The sequence below is a fragment of the Streptomyces sp. NPDC127097 genome, assembly GCF_042724075.1.
Classification (GTDB): Bacteria; Actinomycetota; Actinomycetes; order Streptomycetales; family Streptomycetaceae; genus Streptomyces.
Map to the genome: position 1 here is coordinate 20,478 of NZ_JBHXFI010000007.1, position 25,373 is coordinate 45,850.

The 25,373-nt window shown below is 69.2% G+C and carries 29 protein-coding genes and 1 pseudogene; 11 read left to right on the forward strand and 19 right to left on the reverse strand.

What is annotated here, in order from left to right; all coding sequences use genetic code 11:
* Window positions 1-13: 13 nt before the first annotated feature.
* A complete protein-coding gene (locus tag ACFWJW_RS08330) occupies window positions 14-1,165 on the reverse strand; it encodes a Dyp-type peroxidase (protein WP_387236673.1) in 1,152 nt (383 codons plus the stop codon).
* Between the two features lie 251 nt (window positions 1,166-1,416).
* On the opposite strand from ACFWJW_RS08330, the gene ACFWJW_RS08335 reads away from it, so the two are divergent.
* Window positions 1,417-2,628, forward strand: a complete 1,212-nt coding sequence (locus tag ACFWJW_RS08335) for a right-handed parallel beta-helix repeat-containing protein (protein ID WP_387236675.1) — start codon at window positions 1,417-1,419, stop codon at window positions 2,626-2,628.
* Window positions 2,629-2,635: 7 nt separating this feature from the next.
* Here ACFWJW_RS08335 and ACFWJW_RS08340 read toward each other — a convergent pair whose 3' ends face one another.
* Window positions 2,636-3,316 (reverse strand): hypothetical protein, encoded by a 681-nt coding sequence (locus ACFWJW_RS08340; protein WP_387236677.1) that lies wholly within the window; start codon window positions 3,314-3,316, stop codon window positions 2,636-2,638.
* Between the two features lie 333 nt (window positions 3,317-3,649).
* Window positions 3,650-6,097, reverse strand: a complete 2,448-nt coding sequence (locus ACFWJW_RS08345) for an SdrD B-like domain-containing protein (protein ID WP_387236991.1) — start codon at window positions 6,095-6,097, stop codon at window positions 3,650-3,652.
* A gap of 787 nt (window positions 6,098-6,884) precedes the next feature.
* Between ACFWJW_RS08345 and ACFWJW_RS08350 the strand changes: the two genes are divergently transcribed.
* On the forward strand, window positions 6,885-7,355 hold the full coding sequence (locus ACFWJW_RS08350) for a hypothetical protein (RefSeq protein WP_387236679.1): 471 nt from the start codon (window positions 6,885-6,887) through the stop codon (window positions 7,353-7,355).
* Window positions 7,342-9,498, forward strand: coding sequence for a caspase family protein (locus tag ACFWJW_RS08355; protein WP_387236680.1), 2,157 nt, complete (start codon window positions 7,342-7,344; stop codon window positions 9,496-9,498). Before ACFWJW_RS08350 ends, ACFWJW_RS08355 begins: the two co-directional genes overlap by 14 nt.
* A gap of 236 nt (window positions 9,499-9,734) precedes the next feature.
* Here ACFWJW_RS08355 and ACFWJW_RS08360 read toward each other — a convergent pair whose 3' ends face one another.
* A complete protein-coding gene (locus ACFWJW_RS08360; RefSeq protein ID WP_387236682.1) occupies window positions 9,735-10,313 on the reverse strand; it encodes a winged helix-turn-helix transcriptional regulator in 579 nt (192 codons plus the stop codon).
* Between the two features lie 53 nt (window positions 10,314-10,366).
* On the opposite strand from ACFWJW_RS08360, the gene ACFWJW_RS08365 reads away from it, so the two are divergent.
* Complete coding sequence (locus ACFWJW_RS08365; protein ID WP_387236684.1) at window positions 10,367-11,203, forward strand: SDR family oxidoreductase; 837 nt, start codon at window positions 10,367-10,369, stop codon at window positions 11,201-11,203.
* A 20-nt stretch (window positions 11,204-11,223) separates the two neighbouring features.
* Window positions 11,224-11,583, forward strand: coding sequence for a nuclear transport factor 2 family protein (locus ACFWJW_RS08370; protein WP_387236686.1), 360 nt, complete (start codon window positions 11,224-11,226; stop codon window positions 11,581-11,583).
* 253 nt (window positions 11,584-11,836) lie between these two features.
* Here the strand turns inward: ACFWJW_RS08370 and ACFWJW_RS08375 are convergent, their stop codons facing one another.
* Entirely contained in the window at window positions 11,837-12,244 is a 408-nt protein-coding gene (locus ACFWJW_RS08375) for a RidA family protein (RefSeq protein ID WP_387236688.1), read from the reverse strand.
* Between the two features lie 97 nt (window positions 12,245-12,341).
* Between ACFWJW_RS08375 and ACFWJW_RS08380 the strand changes: the two genes are divergently transcribed.
* Window positions 12,342-12,728 carry a winged helix-turn-helix transcriptional regulator gene (locus ACFWJW_RS08380; protein WP_387236690.1) on the forward strand — a complete coding sequence of 129 codons (387 nt, stop codon included), beginning with the start codon at window positions 12,342-12,344 and terminating at the stop codon, window positions 12,726-12,728.
* A gap of 195 nt (window positions 12,729-12,923) precedes the next feature.
* Here ACFWJW_RS08380 and ACFWJW_RS08385 read toward each other — a convergent pair whose 3' ends face one another.
* Together ACFWJW_RS08385 and ACFWJW_RS08390 are read right to left on the reverse strand one after the other, a co-directional pair.
* Complete coding sequence (locus ACFWJW_RS08385; RefSeq protein WP_387236692.1) at window positions 12,924-13,421, reverse strand: DUF1003 domain-containing protein; 498 nt, start codon at window positions 13,419-13,421, stop codon at window positions 12,924-12,926.
* Window positions 13,422-13,726: 305 nt separating this feature from the next.
* The gene (locus tag ACFWJW_RS08390; RefSeq protein ID WP_387236694.1) at window positions 13,727-14,188 is read right to left on the reverse strand and encodes a MarR family winged helix-turn-helix transcriptional regulator; all 462 of its coding nucleotides are present in this window, start codon (window positions 14,186-14,188) and stop codon (window positions 13,727-13,729) included.
* A gap of 78 nt (window positions 14,189-14,266) precedes the next feature.
* Here ACFWJW_RS08390 and ACFWJW_RS08395 point away from each other — a divergent pair, with 78 nt between their 5' ends.
* Both ACFWJW_RS08395 and ACFWJW_RS08400 read left to right on the forward strand, forming a co-directional pair.
* Window positions 14,267-14,638 (forward strand): VOC family protein, encoded by a 372-nt coding sequence (locus ACFWJW_RS08395; protein WP_387236696.1) that lies wholly within the window; start codon window positions 14,267-14,269, stop codon window positions 14,636-14,638.
* A gap of 2 nt (window positions 14,639-14,640) precedes the next feature.
* Window positions 14,641-14,964 carry a hypothetical protein gene (locus ACFWJW_RS08400; RefSeq protein ID WP_387236698.1) on the forward strand — a complete coding sequence of 108 codons (324 nt, stop codon included), beginning with the start codon at window positions 14,641-14,643 and terminating at the stop codon, window positions 14,962-14,964.
* A gap of 125 nt (window positions 14,965-15,089) precedes the next feature.
* On the opposite strand, the gene ACFWJW_RS08405 is transcribed toward ACFWJW_RS08400, so the two are convergent.
* Complete coding sequence (locus tag ACFWJW_RS08405; RefSeq protein ID WP_387236992.1) at window positions 15,090-15,455, reverse strand: hypothetical protein; 366 nt, start codon at window positions 15,453-15,455, stop codon at window positions 15,090-15,092.
* A gap of 218 nt (window positions 15,456-15,673) precedes the next feature.
* Between ACFWJW_RS08405 and ACFWJW_RS08410 the strand changes: the two genes are divergently transcribed.
* On the forward strand, window positions 15,674-16,069 hold the full coding sequence (locus tag ACFWJW_RS08410; protein ID WP_387236700.1) for an AQJ64_40280 family protein: 396 nt from the start codon (window positions 15,674-15,676) through the stop codon (window positions 16,067-16,069).
* 21 nt (window positions 16,070-16,090) lie between these two features.
* On the opposite strand, the gene ACFWJW_RS08415 is transcribed toward ACFWJW_RS08410, so the two are convergent.
* Complete coding sequence (locus ACFWJW_RS08415; RefSeq protein ID WP_387236701.1) at window positions 16,091-16,459, reverse strand: MerR family transcriptional regulator; 369 nt, start codon at window positions 16,457-16,459, stop codon at window positions 16,091-16,093.
* Window positions 16,460-16,575: 116 nt separating this feature from the next.
* On the opposite strand from ACFWJW_RS08415, the gene ACFWJW_RS08420 reads away from it, so the two are divergent.
* Entirely contained in the window at window positions 16,576-17,649 is a 1,074-nt protein-coding gene (locus ACFWJW_RS08420) for an alkene reductase (RefSeq protein WP_387236703.1), read from the forward strand.
* A 212-nt stretch (window positions 17,650-17,861) separates the two neighbouring features.
* On the opposite strand, the gene ACFWJW_RS08425 is transcribed toward ACFWJW_RS08420, so the two are convergent.
* From ACFWJW_RS08425 to ACFWJW_RS08445, 5 genes are all read right to left on the reverse strand, one after another.
* Window positions 17,862-19,685 carry an ABC transporter ATP-binding protein gene (locus ACFWJW_RS08425; RefSeq protein ID WP_387236705.1) on the reverse strand — a complete coding sequence of 608 codons (1,824 nt, stop codon included), beginning with the start codon at window positions 19,683-19,685 and terminating at the stop codon, window positions 17,862-17,864.
* Window positions 19,686-19,774: 89 nt separating this feature from the next.
* Window positions 19,775-20,356 carry a TlpA disulfide reductase family protein gene (locus ACFWJW_RS08430; RefSeq protein ID WP_387236707.1) on the reverse strand — a complete coding sequence of 194 codons (582 nt, stop codon included), beginning with the start codon at window positions 20,354-20,356 and terminating at the stop codon, window positions 19,775-19,777.
* Window positions 20,353-20,871, reverse strand: a complete 519-nt coding sequence (locus ACFWJW_RS08435; RefSeq protein ID WP_387236709.1) for a S26 family signal peptidase — start codon at window positions 20,869-20,871, stop codon at window positions 20,353-20,355. Before ACFWJW_RS08435 ends, ACFWJW_RS08430 begins: the two co-directional genes overlap by 4 nt.
* Window positions 20,868-21,443 (reverse strand): MauE/DoxX family redox-associated membrane protein, encoded by a 576-nt coding sequence (locus tag ACFWJW_RS08440; protein WP_387236711.1) that lies wholly within the window; start codon window positions 21,441-21,443, stop codon window positions 20,868-20,870. The genes ACFWJW_RS08435 and ACFWJW_RS08440 overlap by 4 nt, the downstream gene beginning before the upstream one ends.
* Window positions 21,444-21,610: 167 nt before the next feature.
* On the reverse strand, window positions 21,611-21,799 hold the full coding sequence (locus ACFWJW_RS08445; protein WP_387236713.1) for a hypothetical protein: 189 nt from the start codon (window positions 21,797-21,799) through the stop codon (window positions 21,611-21,613).
* A gap of 302 nt (window positions 21,800-22,101) precedes the next feature.
* Between ACFWJW_RS08445 and ACFWJW_RS08450 the strand changes: the two genes are divergently transcribed.
* Window positions 22,102-23,115, forward strand: coding sequence for an RICIN domain-containing protein (locus ACFWJW_RS08450; protein WP_387236715.1), 1,014 nt, complete (start codon window positions 22,102-22,104; stop codon window positions 23,113-23,115).
* A gap of 223 nt (window positions 23,116-23,338) precedes the next feature.
* Here the strand turns inward: ACFWJW_RS08450 and ACFWJW_RS08455 are convergent.
* The 5 genes and pseudogenes from ACFWJW_RS08455 to ACFWJW_RS08475 all read right to left on the reverse strand — a co-directional run.
* Window positions 23,339-23,533 (reverse strand): annotated as a pseudogene (locus ACFWJW_RS08455) (molybdopterin-dependent oxidoreductase); the annotation flags it as partial.
* A gap of 100 nt (window positions 23,534-23,633) precedes the next feature.
* A complete protein-coding gene (locus tag ACFWJW_RS08460; protein WP_387236717.1) occupies window positions 23,634-23,978 on the reverse strand; it encodes a hypothetical protein in 345 nt (114 codons plus the stop codon).
* Between the two features lie 322 nt (window positions 23,979-24,300).
* Complete coding sequence (locus ACFWJW_RS08465; RefSeq protein WP_387236718.1) at window positions 24,301-24,627, reverse strand: DUF1048 domain-containing protein; 327 nt, start codon at window positions 24,625-24,627, stop codon at window positions 24,301-24,303.
* A gap of 1 nt (window position 24,628) precedes the next feature.
* Entirely contained in the window at window positions 24,629-24,985 is a 357-nt protein-coding gene (locus ACFWJW_RS08470; protein WP_387236720.1) for a DUF1048 domain-containing protein, read from the reverse strand.
* Window positions 24,982-25,308, reverse strand: a complete 327-nt coding sequence (locus ACFWJW_RS08475) for a PadR family transcriptional regulator (RefSeq protein WP_383863300.1) — start codon at window positions 25,306-25,308, stop codon at window positions 24,982-24,984. Before ACFWJW_RS08475 ends, ACFWJW_RS08470 begins: the two co-directional genes overlap by 4 nt.
* Window positions 25,309-25,373: the final 65 nt, after the last annotated feature.

The following is a 25,373-nucleotide window of genomic DNA, read 5'->3' on the forward strand; positions in this document are numbered from 1 at the left end:
GTCGTCGGCCTGTTCAGTGGAACATCTTGGCGCCGAGCGGGTGCTGCTGGTCGAAGCCGGGGAGGATGAGGAAGGTCGCGCTGGCGGTGGTCGTGGTGAAGCGCAGCAGTGCGTCCGAATCATCCATATGGGCAAGGGTGTTGGTGAACGTGCGTAAGTCGTTCTGGAAGCTGATGAAGAGCAGGCCGGGGGTGGGCGCGTCGGTGCTGTAGGAGCGGCGGAGCATGAGACCGACGCCGACCGCGGTGGGGTTGGCCCGGCGGACGTGGGCGTCGGCCGGGACGAGGTAGCGCCCGTCCGGTGTTTTGGCGCCGAGGTTCGGGTTCCATGCCGCCGTCCCGCCGGAGAGGGGCACGCCGGTGGCTCTGCGCCGGCCGAAGACCGCCTCCTGGTCGGCGACGGAGAGCGCGGTGAACCGCGGCAGGTCGAGTTCCATGCGCCGCACTACGGCGATCGTGCCGCCGACGACGGGAGCCGGCCCGGCCAGCCACAGGTGGCGTCGGTGCTCGGCCGTCGTGTGCGGGCCCACGATGCCGTCGATGAAACCGAGCAGGTTTCGTGGCACGGAGATGCCTTTGTCCACGGGGATGTTCGGGCCGCGGCGTCCGGACTGCCGCCAGCGTTCACGTAACCGGTGACCGGCCTGCTCCAGAAGCGCGGTGGCGACGACCGGTAACAGCAGGGGGTCGCCGGCGCAGATCTGTATCAACAGGTCCCCGCCGCGGCCCTGCGGGGCGATCTTCTCGCGGGAGAACCGGGGGAGGTCCGCCGCGCCGGGCAGGGCGGGATCGGCCCTGCGCACCAGCCGTGGGCCCACCCCGATCGTCACGGTGAGATCGCCCGGCGGCAGGCCCAGCAGTCGTGGATCGGTTCCCGCGGTGAGCGTGAGAACGGCCTGGCCGAGCTCGGCCAGCAGCGGGCCGACGGCCACGGCGTCGCCGAGGTCGGCCACCACCACCAGGAGGTTCGGCTGGGCAGCTTGCGGGAGCGTGATGCCGGCCTGATAGCGGCCGGTCGGCGACACCCGTGCGGGTGCCGCGGGGGAAGAAGGCCGGCTCGGCTGCGGTGCAGGCGATTCGCACCCGGCGGTGAGCCCGGTGGCCGCCAGGGCCCCGGTGGCACCGATGAACGCGCGGCGTGAAGGATGGGAGTCGGCTGGGCTCACGGCGTGCAGAATGCCATATCCGTTCTGGCGGAGGGCGAGTTCGCCGAATGCCATATCCGTTCTGGGGAAGGCGAGTTGGCCGACCCCCGGGCAGCAGGACTTCATGCCAGGATGACGCCATGCCTCGTCTCCGTCTTCGCGTGATGGTCGCGTTACTGAGCACACTGACATGCGTACTGGCGGGCTGCGGGCCCGGCGATGACGGGTCGAACGACGGCCGGCGACCGCCCGGCACGCATGTGACGATCAGAGTGCCGGCTGACGCCCCGACGATCTCGGCCGCGGTGTCTCTCGCTCACCCCGGTGACCTGGTGCTGGTCGCGCCGGGCGGGTACCACGAGTCGGTGAAGGTCGCCACGCCCCGGGTCACGCTTCGTGGTGAGTCCCGGGACAAGGTCGTTATCGACGGGCGGTTGCAGCAGCCGAACGGCATCGTCGTCGCCGCGCCCGGGGTGGCCGTGGAGAACCTGACCGTGAAGAACAACACGCAGAACGGAGTCCTGGTCACCGGTTCGGCGAAAGCGGTCGCGGGGCTGCCGGGACGTTCCGGGGGCTACGACACCGGCGATGAGCCGGTCACCTTCCTGAAGTCGTTCCTGGTCTCCCACGTGACCGCGACCCGCAACGGGCTGTACGGCATCTACGCGTTCTCCGCGCAGAACGGCGTCATCGAGCACTCGTACGCGTCGGGCGGGGCCGACTCGGGGATCTACGTCGGACAGTGCAAGCCCTGTCGCATCGTGGTGCGGAACAACATCGCCGAACTCAACGCGATCGGTTATGAAGGCACCAACGCGAGCGGAGACATGTACGTGGTCGGCAACCGCCTGGTCGGCAACCGGGTCGGCCTGACCTCCGACTCCGACCACCAGGAGAAGCTGCTCCCGCAGCGGGGCGCCGTCATCGCGGGCAATCTGATCGCTGCCAACCAGCAGAAGGCCACTCCCGAGCAGGCCGACGGCGGGTGGGGCACCGGCATCGGCATCGACGGCGGCAGCGACAACGAGTTCCTGCGCAACCGCATCGCCGACAACCGCAACGCCGGGCTGGTGATCACCGCAACCGCCGACCTACCACCGGTCGGCAACCAGATCGTGGACAACACGTTCACCGGCAACGGCATCGACGTCGGCTGGACGTTCCCCACCGCCACCCGGGGACGCGGCAACTGCCTGCGTGGCAACGATCTGCGCACGACGGTGCCCGCCCGGCTCGCGACAACCGAGTCCTGCCCGCTTCCGGCCAAGTCGCCCTCGCCGGCCGGTAGATGGGCGATGCCGACGGCGCCCGGCGGCATCCCGTTCACCGAGGTCGCGGCGCCCGCTCCACAGCCGCAGTTCCCCCACGCCACCACTACGGGCGCCACCACTGTCCCGGCCGTCCCGGCCCTGCCGAAGACGGCAGACATCCCGCTGCCGTCAGCGTCCCTGCTCGCCGCGCACGCGCGGGTGCGGACGCCCTGAACGCCGCCTACCGCTTCGGGGTGACTCCGGGGACCGGCTTGACCGGCACGTACTTCTGGGTGTCGAAAACGATGACCACCGGCTGCGACTCGGAACCCACGCTGACGCGGACCCGATACAGGGTGCCGTCCGAGCCGACCCAGTAGCGCACGTTGCCCGCCGTACCGGAGCGGTCAGGGGAGGACGGCCCGGTCATGACGTCCACCTGATGCCCGCCCACCTGGTCTCGTCCCCACCAGGCGGCGCCGTTCTGCGGCAGCAGTTCGGCGTTGTCCGGCCGGTCGCTGCCGAGTTTGAGCGCGATGGTCAGCGAACTGTCCAGCGCGCTGCCGGACGACAGCAGCGGACGGCGGTACCAGGCCGAGCGGGGCGGCGACGCGGGTGCGTGCGCGGGGGCGTTCGCCATCGGGTGGACGAACACCGAGGTGGCCGTCCACTCGATCAGCCCGTCGCTGGATGTGTCGCGCCCGGTGCCGTGCACCACGCCGTAGCCGAGCTTGCCTTGGTAGTCGACGGATCCGGTGACGATCAGCCCGCCGGCCGCGCCCGGCACAGTGATCGTCACCGCGCGGCCGTGCGCCTGGTAGTTACGGAACCGCGCGAGCGCCAGCCGGTTCGCCTCATCCGAAGTCAGTGCGCGCGGACCGCTGGGGCCGGAGCCGCCGTCGGCGAGCAGGAACGCGGCCACCGCGACGCCCGCTATGCCGATGACGGCTGCCGCCCAGCGTGGCCGTAGCCATCGGCGCCGGTCAGCCGCACGGCCCGGTAGCGCTTGCTGGATTCTCCCGCTCCGCACGCGGCTCGACGCTGGCACTCTTCCGATTCACCCTCTCGGTCACCACACTGCTCGGCCGCCGTGCGGTCGCGGCGGCACTCGGCAGTCCAGTGACGGACGACGCCAAGGCCGGCCGCCCTCATGGACCGGCCGAGACAAGATCTGCCCGACCGCGTCATCCGGACCGCGGGCAGGCAGATCACTGTTGTTCGGCTCGTTCGGTCAGATCACTGCTGTCCGGATCGTTCAGTGTTTCTGGGCGCGACGCTTCCGGCCCCTGAACACGATGACCAGGCCCGCACCCACCAGCAGACCGACCAGGGCGATCATCTGTGGCAGCCCGGACATACCGGTGTGCGCCATCGAACCCCTGCTGCCACCGGCCGGGGCCGGGTTGTTGGCGGGAGGCGCGGGTGTCGGCGGCGTAGCGGCCGGCGGCGCGGTCGGGTTCGGCGCCGGGCTCGACGTCGGATTCGGGCTCGCCGTCGGAGTCGGGCTCGGTGTTGAGCTCGGCGTCGGGGTCGGTGTTGCCTTCGGGATGTACACCCCGGCGTCGATGGTGTGATCGACCCCGCCCGGCTTGTCCGGCGCCGTGACAGGCGCGAAACCGTTGCACAACCGTCCGGTGGTCGGCGGCGTCACATTGGAGTCATGCGCACGGTTGGCACCGGCCCGCGGGAGCGTGAACCGCAGCTCGCTCGCCGGGGGCTGCTCGGGCACCTTGTCGGTGTCCGCGGTACACACGTCGAACTGCACCGTGTATTTCGCGCCCGGCGTGAGCTCGTACGCGGCGCCGACACCACCGAAGTAGTACTCGCCGGCGGCATCGGTCCTGGTCGTGGCGACCTGTTTGCCGTCCGCGTCCAGCAGGTTGATCGTCGCCCCCGGCAGCAGCACGTGCCCCGGGTCCTGGATCCCGTTGTGGTCGCCGTCGAACCACACGACGTTGCCGATCTGGATCGGCGCGTTCGCCGCCGCGTACGCGATGTCACCGAGCCCGCCGGCCTTGCCGAACCCGCCTTGTTCCCGGCTGACGAACTGGAACCCGTTGGCCTTCGGGTTGTTGCCCGGCCCCTGACCGGTCGTGATGTCGTGGTACCCGGTCCCTGAGGTCGCGACGTCGACGACCGGGTCGAACTCCGTGCTGACGACCCACTGCTGCTGCGGGATATAAGCCACCGACCCCAGCGCGGTCTCCTGGTGCGCGTTGGCGTAAGTGTCGCCCGGGAAGTATTCGACGACATCGGCGGGCTGGCCGCCACTGTTGGCCGGGGTGGCGTGGTTGGGGCAGCTCCCGGTGCCTTCCCACTCGTATTCACCGGTGGGAGTGGCGCAGACCATGGTGATGTCACCACCGGACATGGCGTTTTCCGCCGTGTCGTTCCCCGGGCGGGGGTCCAGCCCTCCCCAACTGAGCACGTCCATGAACCGGTCGCGGAAACCCAGGATCATCGAACCATCGCGGGCGAAGGCGAGGGAGGACAGCTCAGGCTGCGGATCGATGAAGACGCCGCCCGCCTTCCGGTCGTCCCACGTGTCCAGGCTGGTGTTCCACGGGTTCCAGTGGGTGGCCTTGTCGCCGGCACCGAAGACGCTGCCGCGTTTGTCCGCGAGCGGGTGGCTCAGCACCGTGGTGAACCGCTTGCCGTCGTAGGTGGAGACGAAGGCTTTCAGGTCCGCGCGCCGCTGCGTGCTCTCCGCGCTGCACACGCCGCCCACGTACAGCGTGTTGTTGTGGACCTGGAGACCGAACGGCCGCCAGTCGTCGGGGCTCGCGCACCCCGGGTCCGGGATCGGGACCGTCGACTTGGGCGCCGCGGCGGTGGCCCCTGTCGCGTCGAAGCTCACCAGGCTGCGGGTCCGCAGGTTCACCGCGTACAGCGTGGAGCCGTCCTCCGACAGGGCCAGGCCACCGATGCTCTCCTTGCCCGGCGCGTCGGTGAACCCGGGATCCTTGATCATGTTGGCGGTGTCGTGTCGCGTCACCGCGGCGTCCGGCACCCGCGCGAACAGCGCCGGCGCACCAGAGCCGTTGACCGGCACGGTGTAGATCGCGCCGCCGCCCTGCGGCCCGTACGGGGCGTACCGGCGGGCGAACGCGCTCTGGAACAGCTGGGTCCGGTCCTTGTCGTACGCCAGCCCGAATGTCGTGCCCACCTGGTCCTGCGTGGCCAGCGTGGTCGGGCACGCCACATCGGCGGGACACGTGCCCCGGGTCTTCGTCCCGAATGCCACCAACGCCCGGTTGTCCGTCCCGTTGGCGCCGTTGTGGACCGGCACGAAGTACCGCGAGTCCGGCAGCGCGTAGTCGGCCGGGTCCCACACCCCCGTCACCACCGAGGCGTTCTTTCCGTCCGACACATCCACGAACGACGTGAAGCTGTGGAAGTGGTTCTCCGCCGTTGACGCGGGCGCCGCCCGCAGATAGTCGCTGAACGGTGCCGGGATGCTGACGTCGACGCGGTATTGGCCGCCGCTCAGCACGGTCGACTGCGACACCACGACCTTTCCGGTGGCATCCGTGACACCGGTGACATCGTGCCCAGCGGGGTCGGAGATCTTCACCTTCATGCCCCGCTGTGGGACGTCCATCGTCGTGTTGATCACGCCGGTGCCGAAGAAGTCGCGCAGCACCTGAACCGTCAACGTGCCGTCGGCGGCCGAAGCGGCGGCCGGTCCGGCCGTCGCTCCCACGGCGCCGCCGGCCAGCAAGAGAACGGATAACCCCACGCGCGCCAGCGGCTCCACAAGCCTTCGGGCCGACCGGCGAGAGTCTCTGCCGACTCGGTTCATGGCATCACACTCCACACTTTCTCATCAGGAAAACGAAGCACCGGCTTCTCGTTGCACGCCCACCTGCGGCCGGCCCCGGACGCGGGCACCGGCGCGAACACCACAGAAAAGAAAGAGGGTCCACGCTGGTGCGCGGACCGCTTTGTAGTGATCGCCTGAGGATCTTGAGGAAATTGCGGACGAGCTGTAAGAGTCGCAGACCAGGAAAAGCGAACGCACGTTCAGAGCCTCGAACAAAACAGCCCTGGATTGTGTGTTCTCGCAACTCAATCACGGCGCCCTCACCCCCCACCGCCGACCCCCGCCACCTCACCGACCGCCATCGCGAGCAGCGCGCGATATTCTATCCACTGGAGTCTCGCCTTCACCAGCAGAATGCCTGGAATCCATCGGGATCCGAGAAAGCCCCAAGTGCCCGGAGAATAGCGGCCGGAAGAATGTGCGAGAGCGGCATGGTGGCCGGATCCGGCCCCGTTGGGTGTCGTCCGTTCTCAGCGAAGCCGGTCGGATGGGTTCGCTGATCGAAGAGTTGCGTCCGCGTCAGGCGGCAATTTCGCCTGGATACCGGGACATGACATCACGCCTCACCCTACGCTTGGGCCTGTCGCGGAGCGCTTGCGCCGCGTAGTGGGCGGGCGTCTGCACTCTGCTTCAGTGCGATGCCGAAAAGACCAGGGGGCCACGGCACATGGAATTGCGGGTCAGGGTGGGGCATGCCGAAGTCTCGGGCGACGCTTCCGGCTGGACAGGGGCCTTCGCGGACTGGCTTGTCGAGGACCGTCGGCTCGGTCGGCACACCGATATCCGTCGGGGCCGCTCGTCGCAGAGTGACGGCGGGATGTCGGGAGACCTCGTGAGCTGGATCAGTCTGGCTGTCTCCTCCGGCTCGCTAGCCACCGATCTGATCCTGGCGTACGGTCACTTCCGCGCATCGCTGCCCCGTCGGGCGCGGCCGGCCGCGCGACTGATCGTGGAGCACGGCGAGAGCCGCGTCATCATCGAGGAGGGCACGGCGGAGGATGCCGCCCGGGTCGTGCGGGCGTTGAACGCCGCACAGGCAGAAGACGAGGAGTCCCCCCACACTCCGTCAGCGCCACCGGCCATACCTCCGGCAGCAAACGCGCCCCGGGGAGGGGAAACAGGCGGTGGCGCTGCCTGATCCGCGAGCGAGCCGCGCCGTACTCCTCGGCGTGCACGACTATCGGCAGCTGGATCCCCTGCCGGGTGTGCAACTCGGGGCCCGCAGGCTGGCGAAGCTGTTCCGCGACCCCCGGGTATGGGGCCTGCCTCGCCGTAACATCACCCTTCTCCCCGCGCAGACATCCGCCAACGAACTACTCGAAGCAGTCCGGGACGCCGGCGAGACCGCGACCGACACCCTCCTCGTGTACTTCGCCGGTCACGGACTGCGTGACCGAGGCGCCGAACAGCTGTACCTGGCATTGGCAGACGCCGACGACGACCACCTGGAGATCGGGACCCTGGCGTATCCGATGCTGCGCCGCGTGATCACCGCAGCTGGACACCGTGCCGGCCGCCACATCACGGTCCTGGACTGCTGCTTCAGCGGTCTTGCGATCAGCATGGGCGGCGACGTCTCCGTCGTGGACCGTCCCAGTCTGGCGCGGCTCCTGGACGAGCAAGAGGACGAAGAAGATGACGTAGACGCGGAGGACGGCTACGGCAGCTGTGTGCTGACCTCCGCGGCCCGGACGGAACGCTCGTTCACGCCGCCCGGCAGGTACCCAGACTTCACGGGCGAGCTGATCCACGTCCTGGAACACGGCATCTCCGAAGCGGGGCCCACGCTCAGCATCGACGATATCTGGCGGCGCGTACGCCTCCGGCTCCAGCGGCGCGGCCTGCCCCTGCCCCAGCAGTTCGGCCACAACACGGCGGTTGCCCGGCCATGGGTGCACAACCGCGCCCATCACCCGCCGCGCCCTGAACCGACCACGAAGCCCGCCGTCCCACCCGCGGCCACGCCTTCCACTCCGCCGGCGGCCGAGCGCCCCAGCCGGCCCCCGGCCGGTTCCTGGACGCCTGACCCACGGCACCCGGAGAGCGCCGGCCAGGCACAGTCGCGGGAAGCCACCCAAGCCACTGCCCGCCGCGGGAACGCAAAACAGTCCGCCTCGACCACCGCTTGGCCACGTCCCGACCAGCGTTCCGGCAATGCAGGCCCCCGGCCGGTGCTCCGACGACGCACCTTCGTCATGGCCGGCGCCGTCATGACCGTCCTGGGTGGCATATCCGCTGGATACCTGGCCACCCGGGACGACTCCAACGGCGACGATGGTCCTAAGGACACCGGTGGTCCCGACATCACCAGCCAGAAACCCGCCGGCCCTAGGCCCACGCCAAAAACCCGCTCCGCCCCCGAAGTCCAAGTCCAAGCACTCGACGCCCTCGCCCATCCCGATAAGGTCTGGTCGGTGGCCTTCAGCCCGGACGGCAAACTCCTCGCCACGGGCAGCGGTAACACACTGCGGCTATGGCACGTGGACACTCGCAAGCAGTTCGGCAAGCCACTCACCGACCCCACCGGCGTCATCATGTCAGCGGCGTTCAGCCCCGACGGCCAGTTAATTGCCAGTAGCAGCTTCGGACGTGAAGTGCAGTTGTGGGAGGTAAGCACCCGCACACGGAGCAAGCCACTCACCGACTATGCGGAAGCTGTCCTATCGGTGGCTTTCAGCCCGGACGGCAAACTCCTCGCCGCCAGCGACGCGAAGGGTGATGCGAGCGCATCCGGGTACGCAGCCTCCTTGTGGGATGTGGCCACCCGCAAGCACCTGGGCAGGCCCGTCGCCGGCCACACCGCCTTCGTCTGGTCGGTGGCTTTCAGCCCGGACGGGAAACTCCTCGCCACGGGCAGCAACGATAAAACAGTGCTGCTGTGGGAGGTACCCACCTATAAGCGGCTGGGCAAACCCCTCACCGGCCACACCGACGCAGTCTTGTCGGTGTCTTTCAGCCCGGACGGCAAACTCCTCGCTACCAGCAGCTGGGACAGAACGGCCCGGCTGTGGGATGTGACTACTCATAAACAGCTGGGCAAGCCCCTCACCGGGCACACCAACCTCATCTCGTCGGTGGCCTTCAGCCCGGACGGGAAACTCCTCGCCACGGGCAGTAAGGATCAATCCGTGCGGCTGTGGGACGTGACCACCCATGAGCTGCTGGGCAAGCCCCTCACCAGACACTCCGGCTCCATCCTGTCGCTGGCCTTCAGCCCGGACGGCAAACTCCTCGCCACCAGCAGCTCGGATCGCACGGTGCGGCTGTGGCGGCTGGAATAGCACTCGTCCTCGCCACGCATACGCGGGGCGACGAAATGCAATGCATGGGTGACGGAATATCCCGCGACGGCCGGCCTGGACAAGAGTCCAGGCCGCGAAAGCAAATCGCAGCGCGGCAATGCCCACTGAGCATTGTGAGGGGCCGCATGCTTGGAGCTGACTTCGACAATATTGCGGTGCTTCTCGTTTGACACGGGCTCGGACCCCGTTTCGGGTTCGAAGCCGGGTACGCGCCTTCAGCCCTCCGCCCCCACCGGCCCCGAGCCGGAGCCCGCCGCGGCCTGACCGCCTTCGTGGCCGCCCCCACCCGCGGGAATGGCCGACCGTGTCGCGTAGCGGGTGCGCATCGCGTCGCTGGCTGCGGGGCCTGCGGTGAAGACGTAGGTGGCGCTGTCGTCGAGTCGGCGGCCGGTTTTGGCGTCGACGACGACGGGCTCGACTTCCTCGCCGCTGTGCGTATCGATGAGGATCATGCTGCGCTCGGTCGGCGTCAGGCGGGAGTTGCCCCACGCGGCCAGGGCGACGATCACCGGGCGCAGGGAGCGCCCGAGTTCGGTCAGGACGTATTCGTGCCGGACGGGGCTGGTCTGGTACGGCCGGCGCTCCAGCAGGCCGTCCGCGACGAGGGTCTTCAGCCGGGTGGTGAGCATGCTGGAGGAGATGCCCAGGTTCTCCTGGAACTGGTCGAAGCGGGTGTAGCCGTCGAAGGCATCGTGAAGGATCAGCAGCGTCCACCACTCGCCGACGTGTTCCACCGTCGTGGACAGCGGGCACTCCCGGTCCTCCAGCCTTATCCGGCTTGCCACGGCGACCATCTCCTCAGTTACTGCTAAAGTCGAAGTTAGTGGCTTCTATTTTAGCAGTCGGGATGGAGGCGGCGGCTCGCACGCCCCGCACCCGGAACGGAACGGAACACACCGTGACCACTTCCATCAACGAATCCCTCGAAGGCCGGCGCGCTCTGGTCACCGGCGGCACCAAGGGCACCGGAGCCGCCATCGCCCGGCGCCTCGCCCAGGCCGGTGCGACCGTGTTCGCCACGGCCCGCAGCCGCCCCCACGACGTTGAGGAGAAGACCTTCATCGCCGCCGACCTGTCCTCCGCCGAAGGCGCCGCACACGTGGCTGCCGAGGTGGACGCCCGGGCGGGAGGCGTCGACATCCTGGTCAACACCCTCGGCGGTTCCGAGGCGCCAGCCGGCGGGTTCGCGGCGCTGGGCGAGGACGACTGGGCCAGGGAACTGAACACGAATCTGCTGGCCGCCGTCCGCCTGGACCGCGCCCTCCTCCCACACATGATCGCCCTGGGCAAGGGCGCGATCGTGCACGTCACCTCGATCCAGCGCCGCATGCCGCTGTGGAACGGAACCCTGGCCTACGCCGCCGCCAAGGCCGCCCTGACCACCTACAGCAAAGGACTGGCCAACGAGGTCGCCCCCCACGGCGTCCGCGTCAACACCGTCTCACCCGGCTTCGTCCAGACCTCGGCCGCCGACAACCTCGTCGCCCGGATCGCCCACGACGCCGGCATCACCCAGGAAGCGGCGCTGGGCCGGCTCATGGACTCCCTGGGCGGCATCCCGCTCGGCCGCCCCAACCAGCCCGAGGAAGTCGCCGAACTCGTCGCCTTCCTCGTCTCCGACCGCGCCTCGGCCATCGTCGGAGCCGAGCACGTCATCGACGGCGGCACCACCCCCACCGTCTGAACCCACCACCAGGGAGCGTCATGCACGACAACCGGCCCCGGACCATCTCCCCGGACGCCCTGCCCGAGGTGATCACCCGCTACCTCACGGCGCACCGGGCCCACGACACCGCCACCGCCGTCACAGCGTTCACGGACGACGCCACAGTGATCGACGACGGCAACACCTACCAGGGCACCGCCGCGATCGAACGGTGGCTGGACCGATCCGCCACCGAGTTCACCTACACCATCCACCTCACCGGCACCCAGCAGACCGACACGGCCCACTACATCGCCACCCACCACCTCGAAGGCAACTTCCCCGGCGGCACCATCGATCTGCGCTATCAGTTCACGCTCCGCGACGACCTCATCGAACACCTCGCCATCGAAGCCTGACGTGCCCCCAAGCCGACGATCCACATCGCCGGAGGCGGCACCAAGGAAGGCGGCACCCCCGTCGACCTTCACAACGCCCACCGTGCGCACGGACGCTGACCAAGAGTGAGACCGGTGAGGTCGCACGTGCAGATGTCGCCGCCTGTCATCCGCGCGCACGGCTGCGAGCCCAACTGGCCATCTCCGCCAGCAGGTTCGTGGCCCTCCCCCCCCCGGACGGCTTCCCGCCCCAACACGCTCCCGTCCGGCCTGGTCAGTCGAGGATCGCGGTGGCCTCGATCTCGACCAGATGCTCGGGGACGTCCAGTGCCGCTACGCCGATCATCGTGGCCGGCGGCACCGGAGTGACCCGAAGTTTCGCGGCCGCCCGGGAAATCCCGTCCAGGAGCAGGGGCATCTTCTCGGGCGTCCAGTCGACGACGTAGACGGTCAGTTTCGCCACGTCGTCGAAGGACCCGCCGGCCGCGGCCAGTGCGGTGCCGACGTTGAGGTAGCACTGCTCGACCTGCGCGGCGAGATCGCCCTCGCCGACCGTGACTCCGTCGGCGTCCCAGGCGACCTGCCCGGCAACGAAGACCATCTTCGAACCGGATGCGACCGCCACCTGCCGGTAGACGTCGATCTTGGGCAGCCCGTCGGGGTTAAGCAGGGTAATAGCCATGTTGCCCTCTCCTCGTGCTCTCTTGCGGTTACTCGGAAACCTTAGGAGAGTGACCGCTGACGTGGAAGAACGCACTTTTCGGTGACTGGGGAACCTCATGGTGACCAAGCAGCTCAGAGGCTCGGCCAAGGACGAGGCGGATGTGACGCGGGCGGACTCCCTGGCGCGGGAGATCTTCTCGGACATCGCCAACAAATGGGCGCTGCTGATCATCGAGGCAGTGGGCGACAGCACGCTGCGCTTCACCGAACTGCGCAACGAGATCGAGGGCATCAGCCACAAGATGCTCACCCAGAACCTGCGTCTGCTGGAGCGCAACGGCCTGGTCGAACGGACCGTCCACCCGACCGTGCCACCGCGCGTCGAGTACACCCTCACGGAACCGGGCCGGGCCTTGCGCGCGACGGTCGACGGCATGTGCGACTGGACCCACCGCTACCTCGGCGCCATCGAGACAGCGCGCGAACGCTTCGACTCCGTGTGACGGCGGCGTGCCCGGTAGGACTTGTCCCCCGCGGGAGCTCCAAGCACCGTTCCCTTGATGGTGACTCGCCGCCGAAGCCGCCCATTTGACGTTGGGCACCGCGAAGGCACGCCCGCGCCGTGCGCCGGCCACACCCTCGTCCACTGGAGCGCAGTCGACGGAAGCGGCGTGCCCGACCGCCCCGCCCTCAAGCGGTCAGGTCTGAGGCCGTCCCATCGCGCTGTTCATCCTGGCGCGGTTCGTCGCGAGGAGCTCCTGGGTCTGCCGCTCGATCTCTTCGGGGTCCAGGCCCAAGGCGCGCCCCAAGTTCGTCGACCAGACCTCCGAACGCACGCTGGCTTCGAAGTTGAGATCGGCGCGAATCGTGTCGCGCGCGGCCTGACGGTTCTGGCTGACCATGACGAACGTCGACAGGAAGATCGCCTCAAGGCTGACGATCATGGTGAGCAGCCCGAAGGGAAAGGGGTCGAAGACCGCGGCCTGACCGAAGAGCCCTTCGTTGGTCACGATCCAGCCGGCGAACCACACCATGTGCACATACACAAAGACCATCGATCCCGCGAAAGCGGTGATCGCGTCCGCGAGGTGGTCCTGCACACCGCGCCCACGGGCGAAGAGCTCCTGCTCATGTGTGAGGCGGATGACGGGACGAGGCCAAGGACCGCCCGCCGGGCTGCCGCGATGGGGCGTCATGCCATCATCCTGCACGCGCTGCGGGCGGCGGCGGGGAAGCGCGGTCCGCTCGGCGCGTTGACACGGGGGTGGGAATCGAGGACCCGGACCACGTGACGCCGTGGCCGCACCGCCCCTGCGTTCCCGTATGTTCGCCTTGAGTGCGTACGAGGCGGGGTGCCGACGACAGTCGATACTGGCGTTATGGGCCTCCGCTGGGTGCACCATGCCGCCGCGCCCCGGGGGACTCCAGGCTTCTGCCCAGCGATCCCGACAACGGTGAATCCCTGGGAGTACAGCGGGAGTTGACCGACCCGGGAGCGGGGTCATTCCTCCAGTGCTGCCGCCATGCGGTCGAGGTCGGCGAGGAGCACTGTCAGGCGATGCGGCGGGATCGCTTCGGCCATGCGCTGTTCGATGGCGTAGACGGCGGCCTGGACCGCGGCCAGGCGCGCGTTGCCCTCGTCGGTGAGGTGGGCGGGCCGGGCGCGGCCGTGGTCGGCGGTGGCGGGGCGGGTGATCAGCCCCGCTTCCTGGAGGCCCCGTAGGACGACGTTTCCGGATTGCCGGGTGACGAAGGTCGCGCGGGCAAGGTCGGCGTTGGACATGCCGGGGTGCAGGGCCAGGAGTTCGAGGGTGGCGTACTGCGGCACGGTCAGGCCGTGCTCGCGCAGGACCTTGTCCATGGCCCCACGGAGGGCGGACTGGGCGCGCTTGAGCAGGTAACCCACGTGGTGGGTGACGTCTTTCGAGGGGTGGGGCGGTTCGGCCGACATGTTCTCCAGCATGTCAGCATTTTGACATACGCGCCTCCGCCGCCTTAGGTTCGACCATGTCAAAACCCTGACATCGAATCGAGGAGACCCATGTCTGTCACCATCGACGGCCCCGACTTCGTCGCCCTGCAAGTGCGCGATCTGAACGCGGCAGCAGCCTTCTGCGAGCAGCACCTCGGTCTGCGCCGGGCCGCGGTCTCGCCACCCCACGCGGTCGTCTTCGACACCAAGCCGACCCCCTTCGCCGTCCGCGAGCTCCTCCCGGGCGTCGACCTCGCCGACACCGCACGGCCCGGACTCGGCGCGGTGCTCTGGTTCCGGACCTCCGACGCCCACCAGCTGCACGACCAGCTCACCGCCGCCGGGGTCAAGATCCTCACCCCGATCGCGGACAGCCCCTTCGGGCCGATGTTCTCCTTCGAGGGCCCCGAGGGCTACACGCTCACCGCACACGGAGGCTGACCGTGCCCGCCGTCACCCTCACCCCGGCCGGGCCCTTCTCGCCGGCCGGCGGCATCCGGTTCCTGGAGGGCTTCGGCCCCGCGAGCTACCACCCCGCGGCGGACGGAATCCCCCGCCTGGCCTTCCCCGCCGACGACGGCACCTCGGTCGTCGCAGCCACCGTCCGGCAGGAGGTGAGGGCAGACGGCGGCACGGGCGCGCTCCGGGCCGAATTCACCGTGCTCCCCGGCACCGCGCACCCGGCGAAGGCCGTGACCGCAGAGGCAGCGGCCGAACAGACGGTGGCTCCCCGCCACCGTCATGACGTCGTCTTGCGCACTCGCTGAAATGAGTAGTTCTGAAGGTCGGTCCCAAGCACCCGCGCCCCCCGACCCGCGCAGGCAGCCTGCCTCGGCATCACCGGCCCGGCCACCACGCGGTCTTCCCCCACCGCCGCAGGCCCCCGCCCGCTCTATCGGGTCTCCAGTTCCCCGATCCGCGCCACCGCCGCTCCCTTCTTCGGGCACACCCACACCGCCGTGTCTGTGCGGACCGTCGCCGTCAGCGGATGCGTGTCCGGGTGCGTCGGGCACTCTGGCCAGACCGCCGATGTGCCTTCGGACCACAGTGTCTCCACCGCCCAGTCCTGGACCTGATCTGCCAGATGCACCAGCAGCTCTGCGGCGGTGCCGTCCACTGTTGGAGTCAGGCCCTGACCTGACCCGTCCGGGGCCCAGAGCGTGATCCCGAACGTGTCGTCCGTACGTATACGCGGCTGCACCGCGCACTGTGCCTGGAGGTCCCGCAGGACTGTCTCCAGAGCTTCGGCGAATTCCATGTCGTCCACGGTGGGGGCTCCTGATGACATCGGGGAGAACTGTCCCCACAGTCTCCACCGTCCCTGAAGCTTGCGGACGGACTCTTACGCCCCGGGCGCCCAATTCAGCAGTCGCGTCAGTCCCGGCGCTGTCGGCCGGCTGTCCGGCAATTGACGCCCACCGCGCCCGTAGCTCCGTTGCACAAGACGATGCGCCGAGTGCCTGAGTGAGGGTGGCGATGACGAATCTGAACACCGTGGTGGCGTGGGTTGACGCACGCGAGAGGCTGCCTCGGAGCGGTACACCGGTGGCAGCAGCGATCACGGGCCGGTATCCGGCTGACCGCGCCACTGAGTCCGAGGCCGAGGCCGATACGGCGTTGGGTGAGGAATTCTGGCTGGTGAGGCCGATGGTGTTCATGACTCTGCACTGGAGTGAGGACGGGGCGGAACACCGGGACTGCTTCGTCGACTCCGACGGGGTCGTCCGTTTGCCATACGGCCTTACCAGTGAGGAAACCGTGACTCACTGGGCAGAGTTGCCCACCCTGCCGGGCAGGATGACACACCTGGTTCTAGGGGAAGGCGTGCAGCCAGCTCTCCAGAACGCGTGGGGCGCTCGTCCCCTCACCTGACCCACAGCCTCCTCGGACCACTCACGCGACTGCCTCGCCCTCCCGATGGGCCCGGGCCGTGGCCATCAGGCCGGCCAATGCGGTCCGGGTCCGCACGAGTTCGTCGATGTGCTCGGAGAGCCGGTTGTACTCCTGCGCCATCCGCGCGAGCGCGGCATCGGTGTTGCCCTCGCTGGGCGTGTCGACACAGGGCAGCAGCTCGGAAATCGTGCGACTGGACAGGCCGGCCGCGTACAGACGCTGGATGAAGCGCACCCGCTCCACCTCGGCCTCCGTGTAATGCCGCTGCCCACTGGGGCTACGGCTGCTGGTCAGCAGCCCCTGCTCCTCGTAGTAGCGCAGCGACCGGATGCTGACGTCGGTACGCGCCGCGAGTTCGCCGATCCGCACGATTGCCTCCCATGGTGAACCACGCCACAACGCTTGCCTCTGACATTGATGTCAGGTTTTAGCGTAGCGCTGTGTCCGGCACCCGGGCACGCGATGCACGTACGGAGGAGCCCGACGTGACGAACTTGTTCAGCAGCTACCGACTCGGTGAACTGACCCTGCCCAACCGGATGGTGATGGCCCCGATGAGCCGTGTCAGGGCCGCGGCCGGCGGCCTTGCCACTCCGTCCATGGCGACGTACTACGCGCAGCGGGCGACGGCCGGACTGATCGTGTCCGAGGGCGTGCAGCCCAGCCTCGTCGGGCAGTCCAACCCGGGCACGCCCGGACTGCACACCGAGGAGCAGGTCGCCTCATGGCGTGCCGTGACCGACGCCGTGCACATCAACGGCGGACGGATCTTCGCTCAGCTCATGCACGGCGGCCGGGTCTCGCACCCCGACACCACCGGCCACCAGCCCGTAGGCCCGTCGGCGATCGCCGCGGTGGGCGATGTCTTCACCCCGTCCGGCCCGCAGCCCGCACCCACGCCCCGCGCACTGGACACCGCCGAGGTGCCCGAGCATGCCCACTCCTACGCCGAGGCGGCCCGCCGCGCGATCGACGCGGGCTTCGACGGGGTCGAACTCCACGGCGCCAACGGCTATTTGATCTCCCAGTTCCTCTCCTCCAACGCCAACCGGCGCACGGACCGCTACGGCGGCACGATCGCGGGCCGCATCCGGTTCGCCGTGGAGGCCGTGGCCGCGACGGTGGACGCCATCGGGGCGGCCAGGACGGGCATCCGCCTCTCCCCAGGGGGCGGCTTCTGGGGCGTCGAGGAGACCGACGCGCTCGCCCTCAACACCGCGTTGCTGAACGAGCTGGCCCGGCTCCAACTCGCCTACGTTCACCTGGAGATGACTGCGGACGAGGAGGTGCTCATCGGCTTGCGCCGCGCCTGGCCCGGCACCCTGATCGTCAATCCGGTCCTCCCGATGGGACCCAAGCAGACCGACCGCGCGGCAGCCGACCACTGGCTGGACCTGGGCGCCGACCTGATCAGCTTCGGCCGCGGCTTCCTGGCCAACCCCGACCTCGTCGAACGCCTCCGCGCCGGCCTGCCGATCGCCCCCGTCGACGAGACCACGTACTACCAGGGCGGCGACACCGGCTACCTCACCTACCCGACCTACCAGCACACGGCCTGACGCCCACGTGGCGGCTCACGCCTCCGCGAGGTGTCCCACAGGGCGAACGTTGCCTGATGTGCGAGCACCCGCTGACAGAGCGGTTCGCGGACGAGAGGGCGTAGGCGCGCGGCGGTGCTGGAGGAGATGGAGGAGCGCGGGCCCTCAGCTGTCGCCTCCTGGAGCAGCCCCGCGCACACGGGAAGAAGCGCGGCCGTCGTAGAGCGGATCGCTCAGCCGCTCACCTGCCGTGCCGGAGGTTCCTCTTTCCGCTCTGTCGGGGGCTCCTCCCGGTATCCGTCGGCCTGGATGGTGAACAGCCGGGCGTAAGTGCCGTCGTCGGCCATCAGCTTGTTGTGGGTGCCTTCCTCGGTGATCCGGCCCTCGCAGAGCACCACGATCCGGTCGGCGTCACGGACCGCGCCGAGCCGATGCGAGATCAGCAGACTGGTCCGGCCGGCCCGGTAGCGGGTGAGCCGCAGGTGGAGATCGTGTTCGGCCTCCGCGTCCAGTCCGGAACTCGGCTCGTCGAGGATCAGCAGATCGGGGGACTTCCGCAGGAACGCCCGGGCCAGGGCGAGCCGTTGCCACTGCCCGCCGGAGAGCAGCGCACCCGTGCCGGGGTCGTGGCCGTTGGTGAAGATCCTGCTCAGCAGGGTGTCAAAGCCGCGCGGCAACGCGTCGAGCGTCCGGTCGACGCCGGCCTGCCGGGCCGCTGCCCGCAGCCGGGGCCGGTCGTCGAGCGCCCGGACATCGCCGACGGCGATGTTCTCGGCGGCGGTCAGGTCATAGTGCATGTAGTCCTGGAACACCGCGCCGAGTCGGCGGCGCAGCTCCTGGGCGGGGACCTGGCGGATGTCGACGCCGTCCCACAGCACGGCGCCGCGAGTCGGCTCGTAGAACCGGCACAGCAGTTTGACGAGGGTGCTCTTGCCCGCTCCGTTGGATCCGACAAGGGCGACGGCTCGGCCGTGTGGGATGAAGAGATTCACCCCGCGCAGCACCCAGGGATGGTGGTCGTCGTAACGGAACCACACGTCCCGGAACTCGATGCCCTCCCGCAGCTCCGGCAGCTCCCGCTGCCGCTGGGGCCGCGGCTCCGGCAGCCGGTGGGAGATGACGTGCGCGCCGTCCGGCAGTACCGCAGGGTCCGGGTCGGCGCCGACGACGGCGAGGTAGTGGCGCATCATCAGCAGCAGATGGTGCAGGTCGGCCAGGGACCGGACGAGGCCGGACAGAGCGGCTTGGATACCGGCGACCCCGGCGACGAACATCGAGACGTCACCGACCGTCAGCTCCCCACGCCGGGCCGCGAGTGCCGCCCAGACCAGTCCGGCGCCGCCGACCAGCGCACCGAGCAGGGCCAGACCGCCCTGCGTCGCCAGTTCCCGCCGGTCCACCGCCCGGCGCTCGGCGTCCGCGGCGCGCCGTTCGGTGAGCATCCGGTCCCGGAAGAATCCGCCGGCGTCGAAGAGCCGGATCTCTTTGGCGGCGTCCAGGCTGGACAGCAGCAGCTGATAAAAGACCTCCTTGCGCTGTGCCGCGTTGATGCGCCAGTCGCTCAACGCCCGGCGGCGGGAGAGCCGGAGCTCGGCCAGCAATACCGGCAGCGTGGCGGCCAGCACCACAACGGTCATCGCCGGACTCACCACCCACAGGGCACCGACGAAGCCGGCCGTCGTGAGGACGCCGCCGAGGATCCGCAGCCCGGACTGGACGGTGCCGCCGATCGCCTGGGTGCCCGCGGACTGGGCCATCCTCAGCCGGTCCTGGAAAGCGGGGTTCTCCAACTGGGCCAGTCCACCGAAGGAGTTGACCACCGTGAAGAGCAGGTCCAGTGCCGTCAGACTCGCAGCCCGGCCCAGGTGGTTGCCCGCGTACGAGGTGAGGGGCGGCAGCAGCGCCGAGGTCAGGCCGAGCCCGGCGAGTGCTATGGCGAGTCCGGGAAGTGCGGCGCCGTCCACCCCGACCAAGCAGTCCAGGACGAGCCGGGTCACCCAGGCCATGGCGACCGGCACCCCGGCGGCCGCCACGGTGAGAGCCACCAGGGCCGCCATGCCTCCACGCGCCGCGCGCCAGGCCGAGGTAACGGCCCCGTGAGCAGAGGCGAGCGCTTCCCTCGGACGGAGCCTCTCGTCGGGCTGGATCATGCGGCCTTGACCGGTTCCGTCCGGCGGGGCTCCTCCTCCGCTCGGTGGGGCAGGGTCCGGCCGCTGCTGGCGACCCGCCCACCGCGGCCCATCTCGACGTAGGCGGGCACCCCGGTCAGCGCGAACGCGGCCGTCAGCTCGTCACCAAGGTCGCAGGTCATGACCCGGGCGACCGGCGCCAGCCGCTCCAGGTACTCCCGGACGCCCTTCCCCTCCCCCACGTTCTCCTTGCCCGCATCGCGCACCACTACTGCCAAGACCCGTTCGGGGCCGTACTCGCGGGCCCGCTCGGCCACCAGCGGCAGCAGTTCCTCGCAGGCCGGGCATCCCGGTGCCATGAAGGTGACCAGTTGCCCTTCCGGCAGGTCGTCCCGGGTCAGGCTGCTGCCCTCGGTGTCGGTCGCGGAGAAGGAGCCGACGGTGGCGCCGGCGCCCAGGACCGACTGGGGAACCTCCAGCGCCTTCCCGCCCGCGCCGGCCACCGGCTCTCGCAGGCGCCGCACTATTCCGTAGGTCAGCACCAGGTTGAAGACGCAGAGCAGTCCGACGAGCACGACGCTCGCGATCAGGTAGTTCATGAGGCTTCGCCCTTTCGTATGGCGAGGGACGGCCGTGCGGTGACGATCGGTCCCTGGTGGGGTTCGGCGCGCGGCAGGCGGCGGATGACGACGCCGACGATCTGCTCATCGCGGAAGTAGCCGCAGAAGCGGGAGTCGAGGCTTTCGTCCGGGTTGTCGCCGAGCAGGACGACCCGGCCCTGCGGTACCCGCTTCTCGGGCAGGTCCCGCAGCGCGGGCGCGCCGTCCCGGGGCACCGGGTCTCCCGGCACGGCCGCTGCGCGCTTGATCAGCCAGCGCGACGGACGGATCGCGCCCCAACGCCCGCCGGTGGGCGGTTCGGTGACCACGAGCCGCCCTGCGCTGATCGCGGCGAGCTGCGTGCGGTGGACCAGCACACGGTCGCCGTCGGCAAGTGTGGGCACCATGCTGGAGCCCTCCACCGTCACCACGAGGTAGCGGCTGCGGATCAGTGCGACCGCGATCAGGCAGGCCGTCGGCACGGTCCAGAGGACCGCCGTGGCCGCCGCCCTCATCGGGTCACCTTCGGAGTGGCGTCGACTCGGGTGTCCGTCACCGCGAAGAGATTCGCCAGATCGTCCAGGGTTACCGTGATCAGTGCGAGGACGGCCGCCACACCGACGGTCAGCAGGAGCCGCGCGGACGGCTCGACGCCAATGTGCGGTGTGTTCAGTGCCGCCGCCGTCCCGGCGATCGCCACGGCGACGAGGGCCAGGTTGCGCACCACGTGCCGGGGGGCGAGCCGCTCGTCACCGGTGCCGAAGCAGTGGCAGGCGGTGTTCACCCCGCGGCGCAGCGCCGCGACGAGTCCGGCCGTGAAAGCCAGCAGCAGTACCGCGGCGAGGGCAAAGCCCGCGATGACGGCCGCCGGAACGGCGAGCATGACGACCACCGCCGCCTCGGCCGCAACTACCGTCACGGCGACCGGGGCCGAGTGGCGCCTAAGGGCGGGCGCCAGCCGTCCCACCGCGTCACGGAAGTCCCGGAATGCGGCAGCGCCACGTGACTTGCTGAGGGCAGAGCAGAGGAAGACCAGGCCGAGGAGAACCCGGCCGCCGTCCACCACGTAGTTGACCGAATGATGCACCGGGTTCCCAACCTTCCACTACGGCGGGGCGTCTGCGATGACGGACGCCCCGGCAGCCAGGCGCGCGGGTGATCCGTGTCCCGCCCGGGAGTGCCGAGCCGGACACGGACCGCCTGTCCCCGGGGTCTGTCGGCAGCCCGGGGTGTCACGGATCGACTGCCGTGCGGTCAGCAGCCCCCGCAGGTGATGCGCTGCCGGTCATTGCACGGGTCGACCTCGTACAGGCCATGCCGGTTCCTGCCGCAGTAGTTCGTGAAGCAGTCCTCGTACTGCCAGCACGAGAGGGCTGCGGCGGCCTTCTTCGGGGCCACCATGTCCAGCAGCCGGTCGGACAGGGTCTGGAGTCGGATACGCATGAGTGCTCCTGATGTCTGGAGTGGTGCCGAAGGGTGGTGCGGGTGGAGTGCCGACCTCCCCCGTGCCGGGATCGTGCCGGCCGGTCGGCACCACAGAGCATGCTGAGCGGGGCGGGGGCAGACAACGGATCTCCGCTGTCCCGGACAGGAGCCGGGCTGTCCGGGCAGGTCAGGCCCTTGTCCGGGAGGTGTCCCGGACAACGGGAATTGGCGGGATCGACCACTGTGCACGGTGTCATGGCCCAGCAAAGATGGTGGGCATGGGAAGGCACGGGGGTTTATCGCCGGACGACATCTGTGATGTGGCCGGAGTCATCGAGGCGATGCAGCGGCTCAAGGAGCGCTCGGGGCTGACCTTCCGCGAGCTGGAAGAGCGGGCCGCGAGGGGCGGTGATGTACTGGCGCGCAGCACACTGGCCGACGTACTGCGACGGCGCAAACTGCCGCGCCCCGAAGTCCTTGCCGCGTTCGTCCGCGCGTGCGGGGAAGGGGACCGGGTCGATGCGTGGCTGGAGGCGCGGGAACGCATCGCGGCACAGGCCGCCGTCGGGGCCACCGATACCGCACCCGGCGCGCGAGCCGGACGCGAAGCTCCGGCCACGGGAGACGAATCCCGAGCGGGAACCGCAAGCCAAGTCCCGACGGGAGCCGGCAGCGCGCCGCTCGCCGGAGCCGGGCTCGGATCCGGTGGCGTGGACGGAACCGGCGTCACGGCCGAAGGGCAGGCAGCGTCCAGTGACCCGCAAGCACGCCGGTCGGCACGCCGTACGATCGCGCTCGCTGCCGTACTCATCGCTCCGCTGCTCGCCCTGGGCGCCTGGTGGCTGCTCCCGGACGGCTCCGGCAGCCCGGACACCTCCAGCACCCCGGTCGACGGCTGGGTCACCATCCGCCCCGCCCGCACGCCCGCCCTCTGCCTGACCGACGGTCGTGACCGGGGCGGAGCCTATGCGAGCGCCGTCGCTGTCCAACTCCCCTGCGCCCAGGCCACCGTGCCGCGCACCTACCTTGAGCCGGCCGGCGAGGGCCTCTACCGCATCCAGTGGCATCATCCCCAAAACGGGAAAGGCTGCCTGACGGTCATGAGCACCGGCCCGGTAAAGGACATGCTTGAGCCCCGGAACGACTGTGGCCAGGCAACCCTGTTCCGCGTGGAAGCCACCGCAGCTGAGAGCGCCAAGGGTTTCCGACTTCGCCCGACCAACAGCAGCAGGTGCATCGGCATCGCCGACAACCACACCACCGCGGGAGCCGAAGCGATCGAAGAACGCTGTACCGACGCGGCCGACCAGCGGTTTCTGATCCGGACGGGCTGATCCCGCACTGCGTCCGACTGCGTCAGCAGCCACCTGGCCGGCGGCCTCCTTGAGCGACGCGCCATCGGCCCGCCCGGCGAGTGCGAGCCCGACGCGGCCAGGGTAATTCGGCCACCTGCGCAGGCAGCCGACGTACGAAGGATCACTCGTCATCGTGCGGGCGACCCCGTAACAGGAAGAGGGAGACCACGAGGGCAGTTCCCGACCGCCGGACTCGTCTGGGGAAACCGCACCGGTCCTGGGTCAGGTACTCGATGCCGCGCAGCCACTTCGGTCCCTTGTAGCCGTAGAGGTGCGGGACGACCAAGCGCATCGGGGAACCGTGCTCCGCGGTGAGCGGCTCACCGCTGTGGTGGGTGGCCATGAGCGTCCGGTCCGAGACGAAGTCCGACAGGCGGAGGTTGGCGCTGTGTCCGTACCCTCCTCGAAGGTCCAGGGGCCCGCACCGGAGTCCCGCCACGCCCGCTGACTGAGTGTTTGGCCCGGTGTAGCCGTCGTCAGTCCGTCAGTCGTGTTCTTCAGCGCTCGCTGCGGTCGAGGGCGGCGACCTCACGTACGGCATTGGCGACGGCGCGGAAGTCCTTACGCAGGATCGCACCGTGGTTGCTGGGGACCTTCGCGCTGATTTGGATGTTCGGGTTCCGTTCGGTCACCGCGGGGAGGCTGGTGCGTATCTGTTCGTGCCCAGCCTGGCTGCCGAAGGACTCCCCCGATGCCACCACATACCGCGCCGGGACGGTGATGTCGTCAAGAACGGGGCCCAGCTCGCGTACGCGGGCGAGCTTGCCGAGCTCGATGTTGCTGTTCGCCATCTGTTCGGCGTTCATCCGCGGGGTCAGACCCGTCGGGCGCAGCAGCGGCATGAACCAGCCCCACCGCCGAAACGCTTTCCGGATCCCTTCGAATCGGTTAAGGAAGCACCGTTGTCTGTCATGTTTCCACCTGGTTGAGTGAGTGCGTCTGGTTCGACTTCTCCGGGCCCGACCCGGCCGCCGGAGACCTGCTCTCCAGGGGCGTTGCCGGCGTTGGCGTGGCCGAGTCAGGTCTCGCCGGCCTGCTCGACCACCTCGGTGGACGGGACCCGTGGCGGCTTCTGGTGGCCGGTCGGCCCGTGTCCATTCGCGCTGCGCCGAGGCGAACGAACCGCGCGTGCGGGCTACGCCCACGGACATGAGGCGACAGGTCTTACTTCTCGGCCGTGCCGGGTTCCCCGCTGATGGACTCCTGATAGACGTCCGCATAGGTGCGTGAGCCCTTGATCAGGTCGTCGCAGAACGCGGCGACGTCGTTGCCGATGAGTTCCAAGACCCCCTTTCCCGCGGCGACACCCTCCTCGAAGAAGTCGACGATCCCGGGGAGCAGGGGCCCGTCAGGCAGGTCGATCGGTCCGACCTTGAACAGGTACCTCTGCATCTCCTTGTAGACGATCTGGTAGTCCGGCGGGAGCGCCTTGACCCTAGCCATGTGCGTCCGCCACTGCTTCTTGCCCTCGATGATGTCTTGGATGCTCACGTCAGCCTCCCAGCCGGCTCAATTTCCTTGCGACGTTCCTGTTCAACTGCTCGCGCCACCGGTCGCGATAGGTTCGAGCCCCTTCTCCACCGGCCAGCGCCGTGCAAAAGCCCCGGATGTCGTCGCCGAGCACCTCGTGGACGCCCTGCCCGTCCGCCGCTGTTTCTTCGAGCAGCCCCAGGGCGGCGTCGAGGATCGGCATCAGGTTGCGGCCGGTGAAGCCCCCATAGGGAAAGAGGTGGCCCTTGATCTGTTCCCATGCCGCCCGGTAGTCGTCTGGCAGGGCCTCGGCCCGAGCCTCGAACGCCTTCCATTCCCTGGTGAGATCGCTGCCTGTGATGGTCTCCCAGAAGTTCATCTCCCGCCCTCCTTGAGCCTGTCGATGCGTGATGAGACGTACTGCCATTTCGCCCAGAACTTCGCGAGTTCCTCGCGGCCGGCGTCGTTGAGCGCGTAGAACTTGCGCGGCGGGCCGACCCCGGACGGTCGTTTCGTCACCTGGACGAGTCCGTTCCTCTCCAGTCGCAGCAAGATGGTGTACACCGTCCCCTCGACGACGTCGGCGAAGCCGAGCTCGTTCAACTGACGCGTGATGGCGTACCCGTAGGTTTCCTCGCTGCCGATGATTTCGAGCACGCACCCTTCGAGCGTGCCCTTCAGCATCTCCGTCAGATCGTCCATCGCGAGCCCTCCTCAGCCTCTCGGTACTGCGTGCTACCGAGTACCACTATACGGTACCACCGAGT

What these genes read in the sequence shown, in the direction of transcription:
- ACFWJW_RS08380 (WP_387236690.1), top strand. Translation starts at nt 12,342, where the DNA reads ATGGTGACCAAGCAGCTCAGAGGCTCGGCCAAGGACGAGGCGGATGTG.
- ACFWJW_RS08410 (WP_387236700.1), top strand. Translation starts at nt 15,674, where the DNA reads ATGACGAATCTGAACACCGTGGTGGCGTGGGTTGACGCACGCGAGAGG.
- ACFWJW_RS08405 (WP_387236992.1), bottom strand. Translation starts at nt 15,455, where the DNA reads ATGGAATTCGCCGAAGCTCTGGAGACAGTCCTGCGGGACCTCCAGGCA.
- ACFWJW_RS08350 (WP_387236679.1), top strand. Translation starts at nt 6,885, where the DNA reads ATGGAATTGCGGGTCAGGGTGGGGCATGCCGAAGTCTCGGGCGACGCT.
- ACFWJW_RS08375 (WP_387236688.1), bottom strand. Translation starts at nt 12,244, where the DNA reads ATGGCTATTACCCTGCTTAACCCCGACGGGCTGCCCAAGATCGACGTC.
- ACFWJW_RS08470 (WP_387236720.1), bottom strand. Translation starts at nt 24,985, where the DNA reads ATGAACTTCTGGGAGACCATCACAGGCAGCGATCTCACCAGGGAATGG.
- ACFWJW_RS08360 (WP_387236682.1), bottom strand. Translation starts at nt 10,313, where the DNA reads ATGGTCGCCGTGGCAAGCCGGATAAGGCTGGAGGACCGGGAGTGCCCG.
- ACFWJW_RS08435 (WP_387236709.1), bottom strand. Translation starts at nt 20,871, where the DNA reads ATGAGGGCGGCGGCCACGGCGGTCCTCTGGACCGTGCCGACGGCCTGC.
- ACFWJW_RS08390 (WP_387236694.1), bottom strand. Translation starts at nt 14,188, where the DNA reads ATGCTGGAGAACATGTCGGCCGAACCGCCCCACCCCTCGAAAGACGTC.
- ACFWJW_RS08445 (WP_387236713.1), bottom strand. Translation starts at nt 21,799, where the DNA reads ATGCGTATCCGACTCCAGACCCTGTCCGACCGGCTGCTGGACATGGTG.
- ACFWJW_RS08430 (WP_387236707.1), bottom strand. Translation starts at nt 20,356, where the DNA reads ATGAACTACCTGATCGCGAGCGTCGTGCTCGTCGGACTGCTCTGCGTC.
- ACFWJW_RS08425 (WP_387236705.1), bottom strand. Translation starts at nt 19,685, where the DNA reads ATGGCGGCCCTGGTGGCTCTCACCGTGGCGGCCGCCGGGGTGCCGGTC.
- ACFWJW_RS08385 (WP_387236692.1), bottom strand. Translation starts at nt 13,421, where the DNA reads ATGACGCCCCATCGCGGCAGCCCGGCGGGCGGTCCTTGGCCTCGTCCC.
- ACFWJW_RS08365 (WP_387236684.1), top strand. Translation starts at nt 10,367, where the DNA reads ATGGAGGCGGCGGCTCGCACGCCCCGCACCCGGAACGGAACGGAACAC.
- ACFWJW_RS08370 (WP_387236686.1), top strand. Translation starts at nt 11,224, where the DNA reads ATGCACGACAACCGGCCCCGGACCATCTCCCCGGACGCCCTGCCCGAG.
- ACFWJW_RS08475 (WP_383863300.1), bottom strand. Translation starts at nt 25,308, where the DNA reads ATGGACGATCTGACGGAGATGCTGAAGGGCACGCTCGAAGGGTGCGTG.
- ACFWJW_RS08460 (WP_387236717.1), bottom strand. Translation starts at nt 23,978, where the DNA reads ATGCCGCTGCTGCGCCCGACGGGTCTGACCCCGCGGATGAACGCCGAA.
- ACFWJW_RS08395 (WP_387236696.1), top strand. Translation starts at nt 14,267, where the DNA reads ATGTCTGTCACCATCGACGGCCCCGACTTCGTCGCCCTGCAAGTGCGC.